Source organism: Stenotrophomonas sp. 109824_Sma, from assembly GCF_056480025.1.
Map to the genome: position 1 here is coordinate 1,544,801 of NZ_CM151078.1, position 16,636 is coordinate 1,561,436.

Annotated in this window: 17 protein-coding genes; 8 read left to right on the forward strand and 9 right to left on the reverse strand. The window is 67.4% G+C overall.

Annotation, left to right across the window (positions count from 1 at the left end; genetic code table 11):
* Positions 1–127 precede the first annotated feature (127 nt).
* The 7 genes from ACZK1G_RS07130 to ACZK1G_RS07160 all read right to left on the reverse strand — a co-directional run bounded on the left by ACZK1G_RS07130 (position 128) and on the right by ACZK1G_RS07160 (position 6,133).
* Complete coding sequence (locus ACZK1G_RS07130; RefSeq protein ID WP_101765219.1) at positions 128–1,150, reverse strand: magnesium and cobalt transport protein CorA; 1,023 nt, start codon at positions 1,148–1,150, stop codon at positions 128–130.
* Positions 1,151–1,156: 6 nt separating this feature from the next.
* Positions 1,157–2,425 carry a lipoprotein N-acyltransferase Lnb domain-containing protein gene (locus ACZK1G_RS07135; RefSeq protein WP_101765220.1) on the reverse strand — a complete coding sequence of 423 codons (1,269 nt, stop codon included), beginning with the start codon at positions 2,423–2,425 and terminating at the stop codon, positions 1,157–1,159.
* The gene (locus ACZK1G_RS07140) at positions 2,422–3,303 is read right to left on the reverse strand and encodes an HlyC/CorC family transporter (RefSeq protein WP_014036584.1); all 882 of its coding nucleotides are present in this window, start codon (positions 3,301–3,303) and stop codon (positions 2,422–2,424) included. The genes ACZK1G_RS07135 and ACZK1G_RS07140 overlap by 4 nt, the downstream gene beginning before the upstream one ends.
* A 64-nt stretch (positions 3,304–3,367) precedes the next feature.
* Entirely contained in the window at positions 3,368–3,934 is a 567-nt protein-coding gene (locus ACZK1G_RS07145) for a hypothetical protein (protein ID WP_101765221.1), read from the reverse strand.
* A 77-nt stretch (positions 3,935–4,011) separates the two neighbouring features.
* On the reverse strand, positions 4,012–4,587 hold the full coding sequence (locus ACZK1G_RS07150; RefSeq protein ID WP_233490846.1) for a hypothetical protein: 576 nt from the start codon (positions 4,585–4,587) through the stop codon (positions 4,012–4,014).
* A gap of 77 nt (positions 4,588–4,664) precedes the next feature.
* A complete protein-coding gene (gene ybeY, locus ACZK1G_RS07155) occupies positions 4,665–5,150 on the reverse strand; it encodes an rRNA maturation RNase YbeY (protein WP_101765223.1) in 486 nt (161 codons plus the stop codon).
* Positions 5,147–6,133: a PhoH family protein gene (locus tag ACZK1G_RS07160; RefSeq protein WP_049446114.1), complete on the reverse strand. Its 987-nt coding sequence runs from the start codon at positions 6,131–6,133 to the stop codon at positions 5,147–5,149. Before ACZK1G_RS07160 ends, ybeY begins: the two co-directional genes overlap by 4 nt.
* Positions 6,134–6,529: 396 nt before the next feature.
* Between ACZK1G_RS07160 and ACZK1G_RS07165 the strand changes: the two genes are divergently transcribed.
* The 3 genes from ACZK1G_RS07165 to ACZK1G_RS07175 all read left to right on the forward strand — a co-directional run bounded on the left by ACZK1G_RS07165 (position 6,530) and on the right by ACZK1G_RS07175 (position 9,539).
* On the forward strand, positions 6,530–7,486 hold the full coding sequence (locus ACZK1G_RS07165; protein ID WP_101765224.1) for an HlyD family secretion protein: 957 nt from the start codon (positions 6,530–6,532) through the stop codon (positions 7,484–7,486).
* Positions 7,487–7,551: 65 nt separating this feature from the next.
* A complete protein-coding gene (locus ACZK1G_RS07170) occupies positions 7,552–8,430 on the forward strand; it encodes an ABC transporter ATP-binding protein (protein WP_049446110.1) in 879 nt (292 codons plus the stop codon).
* Complete coding sequence (locus tag ACZK1G_RS07175) at positions 8,427–9,539, forward strand: ABC transporter permease (protein ID WP_049446108.1); 1,113 nt, start codon at positions 8,427–8,429, stop codon at positions 9,537–9,539. Before ACZK1G_RS07170 ends, ACZK1G_RS07175 begins: the two co-directional genes overlap by 4 nt.
* A 60-nt stretch (positions 9,540–9,599) precedes the next feature.
* Here the strand turns inward: ACZK1G_RS07175 and miaB are convergent, their stop codons facing one another.
* Together miaB and ACZK1G_RS07185 are read right to left on the reverse strand one after the other, a co-directional pair.
* Positions 9,600–11,018, reverse strand: coding sequence for a tRNA (N6-isopentenyl adenosine(37)-C2)-methylthiotransferase MiaB (gene miaB / locus ACZK1G_RS07180; protein ID WP_049399909.1), 1,419 nt, complete (start codon positions 11,016–11,018; stop codon positions 9,600–9,602).
* A 106-nt stretch (positions 11,019–11,124) separates the two neighbouring features.
* Entirely contained in the window at positions 11,125–11,745 is a 621-nt protein-coding gene (locus tag ACZK1G_RS07185) for a glutathione S-transferase family protein (protein WP_012510589.1), read from the reverse strand.
* A gap of 80 nt (positions 11,746–11,825) precedes the next feature.
* On the opposite strand from ACZK1G_RS07185, the gene ACZK1G_RS07190 reads away from it, so the two are divergent.
* The 5 genes from ACZK1G_RS07190 (at position 11,826) to ACZK1G_RS07210 (ending at position 16,598) form a co-directional block, all read left to right on the forward strand.
* Positions 11,826–12,794: a helix-turn-helix transcriptional regulator gene (locus tag ACZK1G_RS07190; protein ID WP_049446105.1), complete on the forward strand. Its 969-nt coding sequence runs from the start codon at positions 11,826–11,828 to the stop codon at positions 12,792–12,794.
* A gap of 46 nt (positions 12,795–12,840) precedes the next feature.
* Complete coding sequence (locus ACZK1G_RS07195) at positions 12,841–13,764, forward strand: lytic transglycosylase domain-containing protein (protein WP_101765225.1); 924 nt, start codon at positions 12,841–12,843, stop codon at positions 13,762–13,764.
* Between the two features lie 212 nt (positions 13,765–13,976).
* Positions 13,977–14,597: a ubiquinol-cytochrome c reductase iron-sulfur subunit gene (gene petA, locus ACZK1G_RS07200; RefSeq protein WP_004151998.1), complete on the forward strand. Its 621-nt coding sequence runs from the start codon at positions 13,977–13,979 to the stop codon at positions 14,595–14,597.
* The gene (locus ACZK1G_RS07205; protein WP_005415946.1) at positions 14,597–15,856 is read left to right on the forward strand and encodes a cytochrome b; all 1,260 of its coding nucleotides are present in this window, start codon (positions 14,597–14,599) and stop codon (positions 15,854–15,856) included. Before petA ends, ACZK1G_RS07205 begins: the two co-directional genes overlap by 1 nt.
* The gene (locus ACZK1G_RS07210; RefSeq protein ID WP_014036596.1) at positions 15,849–16,598 is read left to right on the forward strand and encodes a cytochrome c1; all 750 of its coding nucleotides are present in this window, start codon (positions 15,849–15,851) and stop codon (positions 16,596–16,598) included. Before ACZK1G_RS07205 ends, ACZK1G_RS07210 begins: the two co-directional genes overlap by 8 nt.
* Positions 16,599–16,636: the final 38 nt, after the last annotated feature.

The following is a 16,636-nucleotide window of genomic DNA, read 5'->3' on the forward strand; positions in this document are numbered from 1 at the left end:
TGCCGGCCGCTGGCCGGCATTGCCTGGTTGCCGGCCAGCCGCCGGCACTACCCAAGGCGGGTCATGTGCCACGACCAACGGTCGTGGCCTACCGGTCCGGTGGGTATCGTCCGTTGGTCGATACCCCTCACAACCACTTCGCGCGCTTGAACAACCGGTACAGCCCCACGCACACACCGCCCACGCCGATGATCATCAGCGGGTAGGACCACGGCTCGCTCAGCTCGGGCATGTGGCTGAAGTTCATGCCGTACCAGCTGGTGATCAGCGTCGGCGCCGCCAGCAGTGCGGCCCATGCACCCAGGCGCTTGACCGTCTCGCCCTGCGCCAGCGTCACCAGCGACAGGTTCACGCTCAGTGCGGTGCCCAGCATCTCGCGCAGGGTGTCGATCACATCGCTGATGCGTACCGCATGGTCGTGCACGTCGCGCACGTAGAGCTTCACTTCATCGGGAATCAGGTCGCCCTGGTAACGGCGCAGCTGCGCCAGCACATCCTGCAGCGGCGCCACCGCCATCCGCATCTTGTTCAGTTCGCGCTTGAGCTCGTACAGCCGCACCACCGTGCTGCGCTTGTAGTTGTCGGCGAAGATGTCCTTTTCCAGCAGGTCCAGGGTGTCGCGGAAGCGGTGCACGATGGGCAGGTAGTTGTCGACCACGAAGTCGGTCACCGCGTACAGGCAGTACGACGGGCCCATCTTCAGCAACTGCGGCTCGCGCTCCACCCGTGCACGTACCGGCGCGTAGGACAGCGACGCGCCGTGGCGCACCGTCACCAGGAAGCGCGGGCCGAGAAAGGCGTGGGTTTCGCCGTACTGGATGCGTTCGTCGACCATCTGTGCGGTGGTTACCACCACGAACAGCGAATTGCCGTAGGTCTCGACCTTGGGACGCTGGTGCGCGTTGCGCGCGTCCTCGATGGCCAGGTCGTGCAGGCAGAATTCTTCCTGCAGTTTCAGCAGCACATCGTCGTTGGGGTCGTACAGACCGACCCAGACGAAGCCGTTGCCACTGGCAATGACATCGCTGATGGCATCCAGGCTGATGTCGTGGCGTTTGCCCTCGTCATCGTAGTGGACGCAGTTGATGACGCAGGCGGGGTTGGCCGAGGCAGGGGCGGAAGCGGAGGCGGGCAATGACATGCCCGCCATCGTGCGTCAGTGCCGTGTTTCGGACAAGTGAGGATGGCGCCCCAGTACCCACGCCAGCGCCACATGCACCGGCAGCAGCAGTACGATCCACTGCACGTTGTACTGCGCCTGCAGGCTCAGCCAGTGCAGCACCAGCGCGGCCACCGCCTGCACCGCCAGCAGCCACAGCACGATCCTGAACATGCGGCCCGGCACGCGCCTGCGCAGCAGGCTGATCGCACCCGGCAGCAGCAGCACAGCCAGCGGAGAAAGCAGCAGCAGGTTGCGGTTGGCCCAGGCGGCGTAATGGGTGCTGAAGACCCACAGGAACACCAGCAGGCTGCCGGCGATGGCACACAGCAGCCAGAACGGCAGGGCCAGCCCGGCCAGCAGGCGCGGCCGGCTGCGCAGCGCCAGTATGCCGGCGGCGATCACCAGGCCACACAGCAGCCACGGCCACCAGCGGCGCGCGAATTCCTTCGGCTCCGGGTCGATGCGGTGCGGCAGCAGTTCCTGTTCGGACTGCACCAGCGGGCGGCCATCGCTGTTGCGCGCCTGGCGCAGTGCGTCGGCCAGGCGCATCGGCACGAAGGCTTCCTGCCAACGCGACAGCGGCTGGTCGGCGAACGGCCCGAGGCCGACATCGAAGCCCAGCCACATCCACGGCGCCGGCGAGGCCAGTCGCACCGATTCACTGCGGTAGGTATTGCCGCGCGAGCGCCCCGACAGCTGCGACTGCAGGCCGCCATCCAGCGCCTTGTCCACCGTGTCGCGCACCATCGTGGCGCAATTGGCGGTGTAGTAGTCGTAGTGGTAGCGCGCGTTTTCCGGCTTGGCCCGCTCGGCCAGGTCGGCGGCCAGTGCACGTGCCTGGTCCGGGCGCAGGTCCAGCCACTGCACGCTGGCGCCACGGCCGGTCTCGTCGTAGTACGACAGGTCCTGCTGCAGCGGCAGCGCTACAAGGTAATACATCATGTCGCCGCGCACGAAGCGGCTGATGAAATCGTCCTCGGATGGATCGAAGTAGCCGAAGTTGTACGAGGTTGCTTCGCCGCTGACCGGATCGATCACGACGATGGCGTCGTGGCCGAAGCGCTCGAAGAACACCGTGCCCGGCTGCATGGTCACCACGCCGATACGCGGGGCGGGGGCCTCGGCGCTGGCGGCAGGCGCAACAGGTGCGGGTGTGGCTGCCGCCGGCTGCGCGAAGGCGGCCAGCGGCAGGGCGGTGGCCAGCACGCACAGTGCCAGCCACAGCGTCAGGCGCAGTGCCAGGAGGGGGCCACCGCGCTTCAAGCGTCGTCCTGCGCGTCCGGCGGCAGCACGGTCACGTGGAAGGCCTGCACCCGGCGCGCATCGGCGCGGGCCACGCGGAACATGAAGCGGTCCAGCGCCAGTTCGTCACCGACTTCCGGCAGGTGGCCCACGGCCTCGGTGACCAGGCCACCGATGGTGTCGTAGTCCTCGTCGGAGAACGTCGCGCCGAAGCGTTCGTTGAAGTCGCCGATCGGGGTCAGCGCGTCGACCACGTACTGGCCGTCGGACTGGATGGCGATCTGCGCCGACGGGTCCTCGGCCTCGTCATGCTCGTCGTCGATCTCGCCGACGATCTGTTCCAGCACGTCCTCGATGGTGACCAGGCCGGCGACACCGCCGTACTCGTCGACCACGATGGCCATGTGGTTGCGCGACAGGCGGAATTCCTTCAGCAGCACGTTGAGCTTCTTCGCCTCCGGGATCAGCACCGCCGGGCGCAGCAGCTCGCGCACGTTGGCCGGGCCGTTGTCGGCGACCACGCCGCGCAGCAGGTCCTTGGCCAGCAGGATGCCAAGGATGTCGTCCTTGTTCTCGCCGTGCACCGGGAAGCGCGAATGGCCGGATTCGACCACCTGCTTCATCAGTTCCAGGAAGGGCGCTTCGACCGGCAGCGAGACCATCTGCGAGCGCGAGATCATCACGTCGCCCACGGTCAGCTCGGCCACCGAAATGGCGCCTTCCATCATCTTCAGGGTATCGGCGGCGATCAGGCCCTCTTCCTGCGCGGTGTGCAGGACAGCGACCAGCTCGTCGCGGGTATGGGGTTCGCCGGAGAAGGCGGAGGTCAGGCGTTCAAGCCAGCCGCGCTTCTTTTCACTGGGCTCCTGTGCGGAGCTACTACTGTCGTCTTCTGACATCTCTGGAAAAAAGGCACCCGGCAGGCCGGGCGTTGGCCCCAGTCTAGCAGGATGTAGCGGCCTGTCAGTGACCGTCGCTGCCCGGTCCGGTGATCGGCGGCGGGGCCAGCTCAGGCCGGGCGGGCGCTTCTTCCTCGGGCAGGTCCAGGCTGTAGGTACAGCCGGCCAGGGTCTTGCCGGGATGGGAGGCCACGGTGGAGACGCTGAGGATGATCGACTCGATCTGGGCCTCACCGGACTTCGGGTCGGTCACGTCGCGGCTGACCAGCTCGCGGCCGGCCATGAACTTGCCGTCCTGGTCGTAGCCGGTCTCCAGCCCCAGCCGCTTGGCCAGCGGCCGTGGATCGGCCTGGTCGAGGATCGCCATGACGCTGGACCCGGCCACGGCGACCCGTTCGGTGCGGGTGCCGAACACGCTGATCGGCTGGGCCAGCCGGTACTCGCTCATGAACTGGTTGCCCTGTGGCAGCGGCTGCAGGCCCTGGGCGACGGCCTTCAGCGGATCGGCCAGCAGCGGCGCCAGCGCAGCTTGATCGGCTACGCCCTGACGGCATTCGATCAGGGCCGGCAGGTCCAGGGCAGCGGCCGGGGCGGACACGGCGAGCAGCAGGGGCAGGGCAATACGCAGCACGGGCACGGGATCCGCAACGGAAGGCAGGCCGGTGATCGTACCGGTCCCGGTCAGCCATCGCGAGCGCCTTCATGCAGTCAGCGGGATTGCAGGTGCGATGCCGCTGGGTGCCAGCGCAGCCTGACCGGGTAGCCCAGTTGCGCCTGCAGGTGGTCGCGCACGGCCGCCACTGTTGCGCGTGCACCTGCGGTATCCCGGAGTTCCAGCTCCAGTTCACCGGTCATGACGTCCAGGCCATAGCCGATCAGCTCGGGCAGCTGTGGCACGAACCAGCCTTGCTGTGCATGAAGGCGGTGCTGCATTTCGGCCTCCGTCAGCGCAGCGCCGGTGATGTAGCGCACGCGTTGCGGGCCATCCGCCCCTGGATGTGTCTCATCGGCCGCGGGTGCTGGACCAGTCAGTCGAACGACGACGTTCCAACCTGCCGCGTTGTCCACCCAGATTCCGGCGAGGCGTGCCGCGTGGCGCGCTTTCAAACGTTCCATCAAAGCGTACTGCTGCGCCCCGGCGACCGCTCGGCGCGCCGTCTGTTGGCTGACATCAAAGAAGGCCTGCATCTCCGCGACCTTGGCGGCAATGTCGGCGGCGCTGTCGCTGGCCGGGAACGGCGACGGTCGTTCCCGGTCGGGGTCGATGCCCGGGGCAGTGGTCACCTGCAGGAGAGCGGCGATGAGTGCGGGCAGCAGCGCGATGGGGTCGTCCTCCGTGAAGAACCCGGTGTGCGTGGGCTTCAGCGCTCGCCGGCGTAGGGGTCGGCGATGCCGAGCTCGGCCAGGATCTCGCGCTCCAGCTGTTCCATCGCGTCGGCTTCCTTGTCGTCCTCGTGGTCCCAGCCGAGCAGGTGCAGCACGCCGTGCACGGTCAGGTGCGCGTAGTGGGCGTTGAGCGCCTTGCCCTGTTCATTGGCCTCGCGGGCGACCACCGGTGCGCAGATCACCAGGTCGCCCAGCAGCGGAAACTTCACGCCCTTGGGCAGGCCTTCGGGCACTTCGGCCGGGAAGCTGAGCACGTTGGTGGCGTAGTCCTTGCCGCGGTAATGGCGATTCAGCGACTGCCCTTCCTTGGCATCGACCACGCGGATGGCCAGGTCGGCCTCGCGGATGCGGCCTTTCAGCGCAGCGGCCACCCACTTGCGGAAACTCACCGCCGCCGGCAGGCCGGTGCGCGGCAAGGCATAACTGACGGCGACGTCCAGTCGCACGGGACCACGGGTCATGGAGTTGCTCCAGGTTGGATCTGATGCAGGTCGCGGCGGTCGTAGGCGCTGACGATGCGCGCCACCAGCGGATGACGGACCACGTCGCGGGATTCGAAGAAGGTGAAGCTGACGCCCTCGACCTCGCGCAGCACGTCGATGGCATCGCGCAGGCCGGACTTCACGTGCTTGGGCAGGTCGGTCTGGGTCAGGTCACCGGTGACCACGGCGGTGGAGCCGTAGCCGAGGCGGGTCAGGAACATCTTCATCTGCTCGATGGTGGTGTTCTGTGCTTCGTCCAGGATCACGAAGGCATCGTTGAGCGTGCGGCCACGCATGTAGGCCAGCGGTGCGATTTCGATGACGTTCTTTTCCAGCAGCTTGACCACCTTCTCCACGCCCATCATCTCGTAAAGGGCGTCGTACAGCGGTCGCAGGTAGGGGTCGACCTTCTGGCTCAGGTCACCGGGCAGGAAGCCCAGCTTCTCGCCGGCCTCCACTGCCGGGCGCACCAGGATCAGGCGTTGCACCCGTGATTCGTTCAGGGCTTCGACCGCGCTGGCCACGGCCAGGAAGGTCTTGCCGGTACCGGCCGGGCCGATGCCGAAGTTGATGTCATGGGTGGCGATCTGGTGCAGGTAGCGGCCCTGGTTGGCGCCGCGGCCACGTACCGTGCCGCGCTTGACCTTGATCGCCACGTCCTGCGCTTCGTAGGAGCGCTCGGCGATCTGCTCGACATTGGCCTGCGCCAGGCGCAGGTGGATGGCATGGTTGTCGAAGACGGTCTCGCCGGCTTCGGCGTACAGCGCTTCAACCAGTTTCTGCGCCTCGATGATGGCTTCGTTGGGTCCGCTGATGCGGAACACGAAGCCACGGTTGGCGATCTCCACACCGAGCTTCAGCTCGATCTGGCGCAGGTGGCCGTCGAAGGGGCCGCACAGGTTGGCCAGCCGCTCGTTGTCTTCCGGCGACAGGGTGAAGTCTCGATGCTCGATGCTTTTCATTGCTTGGGGTGGGGCGGGTTCGCCGTCCACCGCGATGGACTCGGGATGACAAGGTTACGCGCGTGCCGGGCGGGCGGCCAGCGCGGGCATCGGAACGGTGTGGCGCCACGCGGTTTTCCACACCGGGTGTGGACCGGCGTTGCAGAAAGCTGTGGATAGTCCTTCGCAGCGCTTGTGCCACAAGGAAGATGATGCCGTGGTGAAAATATGGCCAGGCGCGAACGGGTTTTCCACATGCGATGTGGACGGCGTTGCAGCGAACCTGTGGATAGGTGGCGCGGAGCCTTGTGGCAAGCGGCTCGCCGCTGCGTGGTGAAAAAACCGTCAGCCCTGATCGGGATCATTGCGGGTGCACAGGGCGCATGGCACCGTGGCGCCGTCGCAGGAGAGGATGGCATGGGCATCGGCAATGGGATGCGTGGAATCGGACTGGCGGGCATCGGCCTGCTGGCGGGATGCGGGCAGGCGCCGCCTGCAGCACTCGGCACGCTGGAGTGGGACCGGATCACGGTGCCGGCACCGGCGGCCGAAGTGATCGCCACCGTGGACGTGCGCGAGGGCCAGCAGGTCAAGGCCGGGACGGTGCTGATGCAGCTCGACCCCGCCCGCGGCGACGCGCAGTTCGCCGCAGCGCAGGCCGACACGGTACGCGCGCAGGCCCAGCTGGAAGAACTGAAGATCGGCCCGCGCCAGGAACAGATTGCACAGGCCCAGGCGCAGCTGGCCGCGTTGCGCGCGCAGTCCGCCGAAGCCAGTGCCTACTACCGCCGGGTGCAGCCGCTGGCACGGCAGCGCCTGATCGCCGCCGCCGAGCTGGACCGTGCACGGGCCGCTGCCGGCAATGCCGAGGCCAGCGTGCGTGCCGCCGAGCAGGCCTGGCTGGAACTGGTGCACGGCAGCCGCGCGCAGGACATCGCCCAGGGCCAGGCAGCCGCCGACGCCGCACAGGCGCAGCAGGTGGTGCAGGGCGTCAACCTGCAGAAGCTGCAGCTGCGCGCACCGCGCGATGGCGTGGTCGATGCCTTGCCCTACCGGCAGGGTGACCAGGCACCGATCGGGGCGCCGCTGGCAGTGATGCTGGTCGGCGAACGCCCCTACGCGCGTGTCTACCTGCCGCAGCCGCTGCGCCTGCAGGTCAAGGTCGGGCAGGCCGCGCAGATACAGCTGGAAGGCGGCAGCACCGTGCTGAAGGGGCGCGTGCGCTCGATCCGCAGCGAGCCCTCGTTCACCCCGTACTACGCACTGACCGGGGATGACGTCGAACGGCTGAGCTATCTGGCCGAGATCGAAGTGGACGCGGCCGCCGACATGCAGAGGCTTCCGGCCGGGCTGCCGGTGCAGGTGCGCTTCTGAATACCGGCGAGGACATCGCGGTCCACGCACGCGGGCTGACGCGTCGCTTCGGCGATCTTCTGGCCGTGGACAACGTCGACCTGACCGTGCCGCGCGGGCAGGTGTACGGCTTCCTCGGCCCGAACGGGTCCGGCAAGTCGACCACCATCCGCATGCTGTGCGGCCTGCTGGAGCCCAGCGCGGGGCAGATCGAGGTGCTGGGCCTGGCCGTGCCCGAGCAGGCAGAGGCATTGCGCCGGCGCATCGGCTACATGACCCAGCGTTTCTCCTTGTATGAAGACCTGTCGGTGCGCGAAAACCTGGAGTTTCTCGCCGCCATCCAGGACCTGCCGCGTGCGCAGGCCGGGCAACGGGTGGACGCATTGCTGCAGCAGTACCGGCTGCAGGACCGGCAGCCGCAGCTGGCCGGTACGCTCAGTGGTGGGCAGAAGCAGCGCCTGGCCCTGGCTGGTGCCGTGGTGCATTCGCCCGAACTGCTGTTCCTGGACGAGCCGACCAGCGCGGTCGATCCCGAATCGCGCCGCGATTTCTGGGAGGCCCTGTTCGAGCTGGCCGACGCCGGAACCACGGTGCTGGTATCGACCCACTACATGGACGAAGCCGAGCGCTGCCACCGGTTGGCGATCCTCGATCGTGGCGCGCTGGTGGCCGATGGCACGCCGGCCGAGCTGTGCGCGCGGTTGCAGGGGCGCACGCTGCAGGTGACATCCTCGCAGCCGCGCCAGGCCAGCCGCGCGCTGGCCGAACTGCCCGGGGTGCTGAGCGTGGCGCAGATCGGCACCCAGCTGCGCGTGCTGTGCAGCGAGGGGGCTGCCGACACGCCCGCATTGCGGCAAGCGCTGGCCAGTGCCGATCCGCAGGCCAGGATCGACGCCGTCGCACCGAACCTGGAAGACGTATTCGTGGCCGCCACCCGTGGCCGTGGCCGGGAGCCGGCGGCATGAACCTGCGCCGGCTGTGGGCGATCATGCTCAAGGAGCTGCGGCAGCTGCGCCGCGACCGCATCACGCTGGCGATGATCGTCGGCATTCCGGTGATGCAACTGCTGCTGTTCGGCTACGCGATCAATCTCAACCTGCGCCATCTCGACGCCGGTGTCGCCGACCAGGCCAACAGTGCGGCGTCACGTGCGCTGGTGCAGGACATGGTGGCCACCGGCGTGATCACGCCGCGCAGCGAAGCCTACACGCCGGACCAGCTGATGCAGGCGCTGCGTCGTGGCGAGATCAGTGTCGGCATCGTGGTGCCGGCCGACTTCGAGCGTCGCCGCTTCGACGGTCGCGAAGCGGTGCAGGTGCTGGTCGATGGCAGCGACACCGTGGTGCAGAGCGCGGCGATCCAGCTGGCACAGGTGCCGCTGGATACGCGTCCGACCAGCAACACGCGTCCGCTGCGCGAAGGCAGCATCGCCAGTGGTCCGGTCAGCGTGATCAGCTTCTACAACCCGCAACGGCGCTCGGCGGTGAACATCGTGCCGGGCCTGATCGGGGTGATCCTGACCATGACCCTGGTGATGTTCACGGCGGTAGCGGTGGTGCGCGAACGCGAGCGCGGCAACATGGAGCTGCTGATCGCCACGCCGGTCTCGCGCAGCGAACTGATGGTCGGCAAGGTGCTGCCCTATGCGGCCATCGGTCTGCTGCAGACCACGCTGGTACTGGTGCTGGGCACCTGGCTGTTCCAGGTACCCATTCGCGGCAGCCTGCTGGACATCTACCTGGCCGCGGTGCTGCTGGTGCTGGCCAACCTGGCGCTGGGCCTGCTGATCTCCACGCGCGCGCGCTCGCAGTTCCAGGCGATGCAGATGACGCTGTTCCTGTTCCTGCCGTCGATCCTGCTGTCGGGCTTCATGTTCCCGTTCGCCGGCATGCCGCGGCCGGTGCAGTGGCTGGCCGAGGTGCTGCCGCTGACCCACTTCCTGCGCCTGGTGCGCGGCATCATGCTGCGCGGCGCCTCGCTGTGGGAGCTGTGGCACGACGCACTGGCACTGCTGGCCTTCATCGTGGTGATGATGACCCTGGCCATCCTGCGCTTCCGCAAACGCCTGGATTAGGGAATGCCGACCAACGGTCGGCATCTACCCGGGCGGGTGCCGACCGTTGGTCGGCACGCCTTATTCCGCCACCACCCGCGCGCGCAGCGAATTGGTCAGCGCTTCGGTGATCACCACATCCACGAACTGGCCGATCAATCGCGCCGGCGCCGGGAAGTTCACCGAACGCATGTTCTCGGTCTTGCCGGTCAGCTCGTTCGGGTTCTTCCGCGAAGGACCTTCCACCAGCACGGTCTGCACGGTACCGACCATCTTCTCGGAAATGCCGGCAGCGTGCGCATTGATGCGTTCCTGCAGGCGCGACAGGCGCGCGTGCTTCTCGGCATCGCTGATCGTGTCCTCCAGGTCCGCGGCCGGCGTGCCCGGGCGACGCGAATAGATGAAGGAGAAGCTGTGGTCGAAGCCGATGTCCTCGATCAGCTTCATGGTCTTTTCGAAATCGGCATCGGTCTCGCCGGGGAAGCCGACGATGAAGTCCGAGCTGATCGAGATGTCCGGGCGCACCGCGCGCAGCTTGCGGATCTTCGACTTGAATTCCAGCGCGGTGTAGCCGCGCTTCATCGCCGACAGCACGCGGTCGCTGCCAGCCTGTACCGGCAGGTGCAGGAAATTGGCCAGCTGCGGCACGTCGCGGAACGCGTCGATCAGCGAATCGCTGAACTCCAGCGGATGCGAGGTGGTGAAGCGGATGCGGCCGACGCCATCGATCTCGGCGATGGTGCGGATCAGCAGGCCGAGGTCGGCAAACTCGCCGTCACCATATGGCCCGCGATAGGCGTTGACGTTCTGGCCGAGCAGGTTGATCTCGCGCACGCCCTGCGCGGCCAGCTGCGCCACTTCCACCACCACGTCCTCGAACGGGCGGCTGACTTCGGTGCCGCGGGTGTAGGGCACCACGCAGAACGAGCAGTACTTGGAACAGCCTTCCATGATCGACACGAACGCCGAAGCGCCTTCGGCACGCGGCTCGGGCAGGCGGTCGAACTTCTCGATCTCGGGGAAGCTGATGTCCACCTGCGGGCGCTTCTGCTCGCGGCGTGCACGGATCAGCTCCGGCAGGCGGTGCAGGGTCTGCGGGCCGAATACCAGGTCCACGAACGGCGCGCGCTTGATGATCGCTTCACCTTCCTGCGAGGCAACGCAGCCGCCGACGCCGATGATGACCTCGCGGCCCTTGTTCTTCAGGCCCTTCCACACGCCCAGCTGGCTGAACACCTTCTCCTGCGCCTTCTCGCGGATGGAGCAGGTATTGACCAGGATGACGTCGGCGTCGTCCGGGCTGTCGGTCAGTTCCAGGCCATCGCTGGCGGCAAGCACGTCGGCCATCTTGGCCGAGTCGTACTCGTTCATCTGGCAACCGTGGGTCTTGATGTACAGCTTGCCTTTCACCTGGTCGGGCTTGCGCGGACCGGCGGGCAGGGCAACGAGCGGGGTACCGCCCGGCGTGGCGGGCGGAAAGACGTCTGGCGTCCCGGTCATGGCGCTTAATCCATTCGGGTGGCGGGAAAGCGGGCAATTCTACCCGCATCCCGGCCCTTCCGCCGTCCGCCGGTGGTTGGTCGGCCCCGGCGGTGGCGCGACGCGATTACGCCGCCGCCAGCTCCGCATCGATCTGCCGCGAACGGTCGAAGGCGGTCATCGCGCTCATCCGTGCAATGTAATCAGCCGTGGCCGGCGCAGGCTGCACCAGGCCGAAGGCCGTTGTCCAGGCCAGCGCATTGCCCCACAGCACGTCGGCGGCGCTCATCGTTTCGCCGAGCAGGTAGGGGCCCTGCGCCAGCTGGGCCTCGATCACCTGCAGCACGGTCTCGGCGTCGTTGTACGGCGACATCAGGCGCGGCGGCGGCTCGCGGTGCATCGCCTTGTCGATCATCGCCGGCTCGAAACAGGCGCCGTAGAAGGCCATCCAGCGCAGGTAGGGGCCGCGCAGGGCATCGCCGATCGGCGGTGCCAGACCGGCCTCTGGATACAGGTCGGCCAGGTACAGGTAGATCGCCACCTGTTCGGTCACCAGCGCACCGTTGTGGACGATGGCCGGCACCTTGCCCATCGGGTTGATGGCCAGATAGGCCGGGGCCAGGTTGGCGCCGGCCTTCAGGTCCAGCACCTGCATGCGGTAGTCCGCACCCAGCGCTTCGAGCAGGGCCACGGCGCCGCTCGAGCGCGAACGGGCGGCGTGGTACAGGGTGATCTGGCGTGAGGTCATGGCATTGCTCCTTGCGGTAGGTGGTGAACTGGAGGCCATCCTGAGGCACTATTGCGGACGACTTCTGTCCTCGATCCTTCATGCGCCATACCGCCCATCGACTGCTGCGCCTGATCGCCCTGCTGCAGGCCCGCCGCCAGTGGTCGGGGGCCGAGCTCGCCGAGCGCATGGGCGTGGACCGGCGCAGCATCCGCCGTGACATCGAGCGCCTGCGCGAACTGGGCTATCCGGTCCAGGCCTCGTCCGGGGTTGGCGGCGGCTACCAGTTGGGGGCAGGGGCGCCGGTGCTGCCGATGCTGCTGGATGAGGAGGAGGCGACCACCCTGGCCATCGCCCTGCGCGCGGCCTCGGCGACCGTCGCCGGCATCGACGACACCGCACGCGGCCTGTTGTCCAAGCTCGACCCGCTGGTGCCGACCCGTCGCCGCCAGCAGGCCGGCGAGGTGCATGCGGCAACGGCCACCCTGTCCGACCTCCCGTCCACCGACGCACGCCTGCTCGGACGGCTGGCCCAGCACTGCCGGCAGGCGTCACGGCTGGCCTTCGAATATCGCAGTGCCCAGGAAGCGGTGACCCAGCGCGAGGTCGAGGCGCAGCACCTGGTCAATTACGGGCGGCGCTGGTACCTGCTGGCCTGGGACCTCGGCCGGCAGGACTGGCGCACCCTGCGCGTGGACCGGATGGGCGCGGTGCGCGAATGCGCCGAGCCGGGCATGCACCGCCGTACGCCCGCACCGCCGGACGTGATGGTGCGGCAGGCGGTCAGCCAGGCCCCGTTCGCGCTGCAGGCCATCGTCCGCCTGGCCGGCAGCCGTGCCGAACTGGAAGGCCGCATCCCGCCCTGGTGTGGTGTGCTGGAGGCCGATGGGCCCGACCATTGCCTGCTGCGCATGGGCGCCGAGAGCCGCGGCATGATGCTGGCGCAGATCCTCAGCCTGGACCGGGTGCCGGTGGCGTTGTGGACCACGCCGCCGGGCCTGCGCGATGAACTGGCACAGCGCCTGGCCGGATTGGGGCAGGTGCTGGCTGTGCCGCCGGTCACAGGCTGAGCCGCGTCGCTTGGCAAGCCCCGGCGAAGCTGGGACACTCGCCGGCATGAAGGGGATACTGGGGACAACGGCGATCATCATCGCTGCGCTGACCGCTGCGCCGGCCAGCGCGGGCACCCTGTTCAAGTGCCAGGGCGCCGACGGCGTCACCAGCTACGTCAGCAAGCGCGTGGCCGGGGCCCGCTGCAGCGCCATCAGCTACAGCCGCGACCTCCGCCCGGCACCGCGCCCGGTGGTGGCCGCGCCGAAGCCGGCGCCGACCACCGTGGCCAGCATCGAGCGCAACCCGGTGGCGGTGGCAGCCAGCGCTGCGGCACCGGCGGCTGTGCCCCCGCCGACGGCTGCGCCAGCCGCCGTACCCGCGACCCCGGTCGCCTCGCGCAGCGGGCGCATGGTCAGCGGCCAGGTCTATTCCTTCATGAAGGATGGCGTGCGCCACTACACCAGTGCGCGGCCGACCCAGGTGGCCAACCTCGGCCCGGTGCGCACCATCCGCTACAGTTTCATGGAGCGCTGCTACGCCTGTGGCGTCAACCCGCGCGTGGACTTTGGTTCGGTGCGCTTGAACACCACCGCGTTCCAGACCGAGATCTCCTCGGCCGCGCGCGAGTTCGGCGTCGACGAAGCCGTGGTTCGCGCCATCATCCACGCCGAGTCGGCGTACAACCCGACCGCGCTCAGCCGCGCCGGCGCGCAGGGGCTGATGCAGCTGATGCCGCCGACCGCGGCCCGTTTCGGGGTCAGCGACTCCTACGATGCCGGGCAGAACATCCGCGGTGGCGTGCAGTATCTTGCGTGGTTGCTGAAACGCTTCAATGGCGACCTGACCCTGGCTGCCGCCGGCTACAACGCCGGCGAAGGCGCGGTCGACCGCCACGGTGGCGTGCCGCCCTACAGCGAGACCCAGTACTACGTGCGCCGGGTCGGGCAGCTGGCCGAGCGTTACCGCACCGCCCTGAGTCACCAGTAGGTGCCGCTAACGGGTGGGTGCCGACCGTTGGTCGGCACTCATTTGAAAGGTAGTGCCGGCCGCTGGCCGGCAACCCCGCAATCTAAAGTTGTTGCAATGCGTTGTGTGGCGCGCGACGGTTCCGCTACACTCGCCCATGATTCAATGCGGCTCTGGCCCCCACCGGATCCGCTGGCAGCCTTAAAGCTACCTAATCAATATCGGAGTGCCGGATGGCCAACGATGGGGTACACGATCCAGTCAACACCGGACGTCGGCGTTTTCTTTCTGCCACCACAGCCGTGGTGGGCGCCGTCGGCGTCGGATTCACCGCAGTTCCTTTCATCAAATCCTGGAACCCCAGTGCCCGTGCCAAGCTTGCCGGCGCACCGGTGGTGGCCGACATCAGCGCCCTGCAGGAAGGCCAACGCCTGATCGTGGAGTGGCGTGGCCAGCCGATCTGGATCGTCAAGCGGTCCAAGGCGATCCTCGATGCGCTGCACGGGCTGGATGGCCGCCTCAAGGACCCCGAGTCCGGAGAGAAGGACCAGCAGCCGGACTACGTGCTGAAGCAGAACCCCGAGCTGCGCTCGATCAAACCGGACATCTCGGTGCTGGTCGGCCTGTGCACGCACCTGGGCTGCTCGCCGGAAATGGTCGCCGAGATCCGGCCCGAACCCTATGACCCGCAGTGGAAGGGCGGCTACTTCTGCCCCTGCCACAAGTCGCGCTTCGACATGTCCGGCCGCGTCTTCAAGGACGTGCCGGCGCCGATCAACCTGAAGGTGCCCGCGCACCACTACCAGGACGACAACACCATCATCATCGGTGTCGATCCGCAGGGGGCAGCCTGATGGCCAATATCCTCGCTCGTACCGCCAGCGGCGTGGCCGACTGGGTCAACGCCCGCGCGCCGGGCCTGATGCCGGTCTACCGCAAGCACGTCACCGAGTACTACGCGCCGAAGAACTTCAACATCTGGTACTACTTCGGTTCGCTGGCGCTGCTGGTGCTGGTCAACCAGATCGTCACCGGCATCTTCCTGACGATGCACTACAAGACCAACGCCGCCGAGGCGTTCGGCTCCATCGAATACATCATGCGTGATGTGGAGTGGGGCTGGCTGATCCGCTACATGCACTCCACCGGGGCCTCGCTGTTCTTCATCGTGGTCTACCTGCACATGTTCCGCGGCCTGCTGTACGGCAGCTACCAGAAACCGCGCGAGCTGGTGTGGATCCTGGGCATGCTGATCTACCTGGTGCTGATGGCCGAAGCCTTCATGGGCTACGTGCTGCCGTGGGGCCAGATGTCGTTCTGGGGCGCCAAGGTGATCATCTCGCTGTTCGGCGCGATACCCGTGATCGGCAACGGCCTGACCGAATGGATCATGGGCGACTACCTGCCCAGTGACGCCACGCTCAATCGCTTCTTCGCGCTGCACGTCATCGCACTGCCGCTGGTGCTGCTGTTGCTGGTGGTGCTGCACCTGGGCGCGCTGCACGAAGTGGGGTCGAACAATCCGGATGGCGTGGAGATCAAGAAGGGGCCGAAGGGCAACCGCTGGTCGCCGAACGCCCCGGCCGATGGCATTCCGTTCCACCCGTACTACACGCTCAAGGATGGCGTCGGCGCCGGCTTCCTGCTGATCATCGCCGCCTTCATCATCTTCTTCGCGCCCGGTTTCGGCGGCCTGTTCCTGGAGCATGACAACTTCACCGAGGCCAACCGCCTGGTGACGCCGGAGCACATCAAGCCGGTCTGGTATTACACGCCTTACTACGCGATGTTGCGCGTGGTGCCGAACAAGCTGGGCGGCGTGCTGGTGATGTTCTCGGCCATCGCGATCCTGTTCCTGGTGCCATGGCTGGACAAGGCGCGTGTGAAGTCGGTGCGCTACCGCGGCTGGATCTCGAAGGTGATGCTGGGCGTGCTGGCGGTGTGCTTCGTGTGGCTGGGCGTGATTGGTTCCGGCCCGGGCACCGACGTGCACGAGACCTACATCGGGCGGGTGCTGACCTTCCTGTATTTCGCGTTCTTCATCACCATGCCGCTATGGACAAGGTTGGACAAGACCAAGCCGGTACCGGAGAGGGTGACCACGCATGACTGAGCGCTGGATGGTCCGGCTGGCCCTGGCGGCCACCCTGATGCTGGGCAGTTTCCTGGCCTCCGCCGCCGAGGGCGGCACCAAGCTGCTGCAGGCCGGCAACGACCTCGGTGACCGCGCCTCGCTGCAGCGCGGGGCGCAGCTGTACATGAACTACTGCTCCGGCTGCCATGCGCTGAAGTACCTGCGCTATTCGCGGATGGCGCAGGACCTGGGCCTGACCGAAGAAGAGGTGATGAACAACCTCAACTTCACCGGCTCGGCGATCGGCGACCCGATCCCGGTGGCGATGCCCAAGGAGAACGCCGAGAAGTGGTTCGGCAAGATGCCGCCGGACCTCAGCCTGATCGCGCGGGTACGAGGCAGCGACTGGGTCTACACCTATCTCAAGTCGTTCTACCTGGACAGCAGCCGGCCCCTGGGCTGGAACAACGCGTTGTTCGCCAATGCCTCCATGCCCAACCCGTTGTGGGAGATGCAGGGCCTGCAGCATGCCGTGCATGGCAAGCCCGAGGCCCCCGGCATGGACCCGCCGGTGACCGGCCTGCGCATCGAAACGCCCGGTTCGGTGGATGCCGGCCAGTACGACCAGGCCGTGCGGGACATCACCAACTTCCTCGAATACGCCGGCGAACCGTCCGCACTCAAGCGCCAGCAGCTGGGCGTCTGGGTGATCCTTTTCCTGGCCCTGTTGACCTTCCTGCTGTACCTGTTGAAGAAGGAATACTGGAAGGACGTTCACTGATTCTGCCGCCGGCCATCGCACGGGCCTATTGGCTTTTG

Bases quoted from the DNA above. Each gene is read 5' to 3' on its own strand.
- ACZK1G_RS07130 (WP_101765219.1), bottom strand. From the start codon at position 1,150: ATGGCGGGCATGTCATTGCCCGCCTCCGCTTCCGCCCCTGCCTCGGCC.
- ACZK1G_RS07140 (WP_014036584.1), bottom strand. From the start codon at position 3,303: ATGTCAGAAGACGACAGTAGTAGCTCCGCACAGGAGCCCAGTGAAAAG.
- ybeY (WP_101765223.1), bottom strand. From the start codon at position 5,150: ATGACCCGTGGTCCCGTGCGACTGGACGTCGCCGTCAGTTATGCCTTG.
- ACZK1G_RS07160 (WP_049446114.1), bottom strand. From the start codon at position 6,133: ATGAAAAGCATCGAGCATCGAGACTTCACCCTGTCGCCGGAAGACAAC.
- ACZK1G_RS07165 (WP_101765224.1), top strand. From the start codon at position 6,530: ATGGGCATCGGCAATGGGATGCGTGGAATCGGACTGGCGGGCATCGGC.
- ACZK1G_RS07175 (WP_049446108.1), top strand. From the start codon at position 8,427: ATGAACCTGCGCCGGCTGTGGGCGATCATGCTCAAGGAGCTGCGGCAG.
- miaB (WP_049399909.1), bottom strand. From the start codon at position 11,018: ATGACCGGGACGCCAGACGTCTTTCCGCCCGCCACGCCGGGCGGTACC.
- ACZK1G_RS07185 (WP_012510589.1), bottom strand. From the start codon at position 11,745: ATGACCTCACGCCAGATCACCCTGTACCACGCCGCCCGTTCGCGCTCG.
- ACZK1G_RS07190 (WP_049446105.1), top strand. From the start codon at position 11,826: ATGCGCCATACCGCCCATCGACTGCTGCGCCTGATCGCCCTGCTGCAG.
- ACZK1G_RS07195 (WP_101765225.1), top strand. From the start codon at position 12,841: ATGAAGGGGATACTGGGGACAACGGCGATCATCATCGCTGCGCTGACC.
- petA (WP_004151998.1), top strand. From the start codon at position 13,977: ATGGCCAACGATGGGGTACACGATCCAGTCAACACCGGACGTCGGCGT.
- ACZK1G_RS07205 (WP_005415946.1), top strand. From the start codon at position 14,597: ATGGCCAATATCCTCGCTCGTACCGCCAGCGGCGTGGCCGACTGGGTC.
- ACZK1G_RS07210 (WP_014036596.1), top strand. From the start codon at position 15,849: ATGACTGAGCGCTGGATGGTCCGGCTGGCCCTGGCGGCCACCCTGATG.